Here is a 2,420-nt window from a genome sequence, read left to right as displayed (position 1 = left end):
CTCTTTAAGATTTATTAAGACTATTGATTTATTATTATTTATTTAAGGATATACATAACCTAAAATAGGTTCTGCTGTTTTTATTTTTGTTACTTCTACATATGGTTGAGCACGACCGTGGAAGTCTCGTGTAGATACTTTGCCTTCGATAGAAACCCATTGTTCATTAGCTAAACTATCGCCATCTGTTTTATAAGCTGTCATGCCAATGGGTGCTACGTCAGCGATGCAACAAGACATGGCCATACGAGAGATGGTAAATTCATTAGATTTTAGCGTATTATCATCGCGATTTACATAGCCTGTCATATATACAGTGTAGTCCTTGTATTGCTCTACATTAGAGCCGACCTTTACTATGGTTTGATAGAAGTTATCGGAGTTTAGTACGATTTCTTTTTTGTCTTTAGAAATGCCAGGCTCTTTGCTTTCACTATTAACGGTAATAACCTCACCTATAGCATCATTTGTAAAATCAAAATTGTTCGTATCATCATTAACTCGTGCCGCGCCGTGAACACCAGTATTAGGAACTAGGACAGGCGGAACAATGAGCAAAACTACGGGGATAATAATAGGTACGATAGAACGTAAATTGTGCTTGTAATAGCGGGATGGAGCCCAAATGATAGTTGCTAATCCACCTAATATGAGAGCTATGCTACTGATGCCGAGCAGTAGTTCATATCGGGGTGCAATATAGTTCAAATAACGGCCCGTCAGAATTAGGTATACACAGCAGATACCTAAGATGAGATAGAGAGCGCCTTTCACGATGGAAAAGCGATCTTTCAGTCCTAATTTCATAGAATCATCTCCTTTTATATTTATTACGAACTGAAATGGTAATGACTAAAATTAGCCTACAAAGAATTGAAAACCTAATGCTGTTATATAAGACATAATTACAATCGTTATGCCTAGACGAAGTATGAATGAAGTTGGCATATATTGTTTTAAAATATATACATTTTTAATATCGAGCATTGGTCCTAAGATGAGGAAGCCCATAACTGAGCTTATAGGGAATAGGGTGCTCAAGGATTTGCCTATAATAGCATCTGATGTAGAACAGATTGAGAAGAAGAAAGCTAATACTAGCAAGATTGGAATAGCCCACACGATAGGTAATGTAATACCCGCATTGATGAGCCAAGGTTTTCCATATACTTGGACTACTGATAAAACACAGGCGGCCATGGAAAAATAGAATAAGAGTTGGGAAAACTCTTTTTCCATATGAATTAATAGTCTTTTTTTGTTGATATGTTTATTCTTAGATGACTCTATTAAAATCTCTTCATAGCTGAGGTTCTGAGTAGTTTTAGCTTTTATTAGTGCCTTAGAAGGTGGATAGAATCGGAACGATAATGCCACTAATAAAGCTACGCCAAGTCCAAGGACGATACGCCATACAGAAATCATGGGATCATCTGGGAAGGCATACCAAGTGGAGAGAATGGTAATAGGATTGATGATTGGGCTGGCGAGCATAAATAGGAGGGCCACTGATAATGGTACGCCTCTATCTGTGAGTGCTTTGAATAATGGAATAATAGCACAGTCACATACAGGTAAGGCTAGGCCACTAACCATGGCGGCACCATAGCTTTTCCAAGAATAATCGCCTAATAGTTTTAGTAGTACGCTCTGTGGTACAAAATAGCGTATAACGGTTGACCCAATAGTTCCTAATAAAAGGAATGGAATCGCTTCGACAATCAGCCCCGTAATGATGGCAAAGCATTGATGAATGGAGTAAGGAATGTCATGACGGAACGCGGTAACTAAAAGTATATAGGCGGTAATGCCGATAACTAATAGATTTGGTATGAGGCCCCACGTAGAATTGCGGCATAATTGCTCTACCTTTTCTGGCGTTGGAGCCGTTACAATCTTGGCCTCTCTATTATAGGTCCGTAATAAGGAATGATGTGTATCGGTCTCCGTGATGATGCAATCTGCACTATATAATTGACTTGTTACATCATTGCCTAAACCAGGTAACATTGATGCGACGAATTGATCCGTACAAATATATAATACCTTTTCGATTTGTAAGATGTGACGCAGCTTATCACTGTATAGCAAGGTTTCTAGGTGGTGAAAGCTGACCATACCATTCCATTCGATCCATATTTCTTTGGGATTTGTCTTATTGATATAGGTTGCGATTTCGTCTGCTATAGAACTATAGGTATCAGGTTGATTAGGTGTGATTGCACTGAGTTTATCAGGGCTAAGTTGTAAAGCATCTTTAATAAGTGATACAGAGCCTTGTTCGGCACTGATACATGCTGTGCCGCCCAGCTTTTTACGGTATTGTAATTGTTCATTTATGAATGTACTTTTACCAGAACCGATAAATCCGGTAACGATATAAACAGGTATCATGATTGACACACTTCGTTATGTACCAT

General features: G+C 38.4%; 2 protein-coding genes. Both read right to left on the bottom strand.

The annotated features are described in order from the left end of the window. Window positions 1-42: 42 nt before the first annotated feature. Window positions 43-807 (bottom strand): TIGR03943 family putative permease subunit, encoded by a 765-nt coding sequence (locus QZ334_RS07965; protein ID WP_295233475.1) that lies wholly within the window; start codon window positions 805-807, stop codon window positions 43-45. A gap of 51 nt (window positions 808-858) precedes the next feature. Then, window positions 859-2,394: a permease gene (locus QZ334_RS07960; protein ID WP_295233472.1), complete on the bottom strand. Its 1,536-nt coding sequence runs from the start codon at window positions 2,392-2,394 to the stop codon at window positions 859-861. Window positions 2,395-2,420: the final 26 nt, after the last annotated feature.

This window comes from Veillonella sp. (assembly GCF_019414865.1).
In the GTDB taxonomy this organism is placed as follows: domain Bacteria; phylum Bacillota; class Negativicutes; order Veillonellales; family Veillonellaceae; genus Veillonella.
The sequence above is the reverse complement of the archived record's forward strand: the minus strand, read 5'-3'. Positions and strand labels throughout refer to the sequence as shown.

Bases quoted from the DNA above. Each gene is read 5' to 3' on its own strand.
- QZ334_RS07965 (WP_295233475.1), bottom strand. From the start codon at position 807: ATGAAATTAGGACTGAAAGATCGCTTTTCCATCGTGAAAGGCGCTCTC.
- QZ334_RS07960 (WP_295233472.1), bottom strand. From the start codon at position 2,394: ATGATACCTGTTTATATCGTTACCGGATTTATCGGTTCTGGTAAAAGT.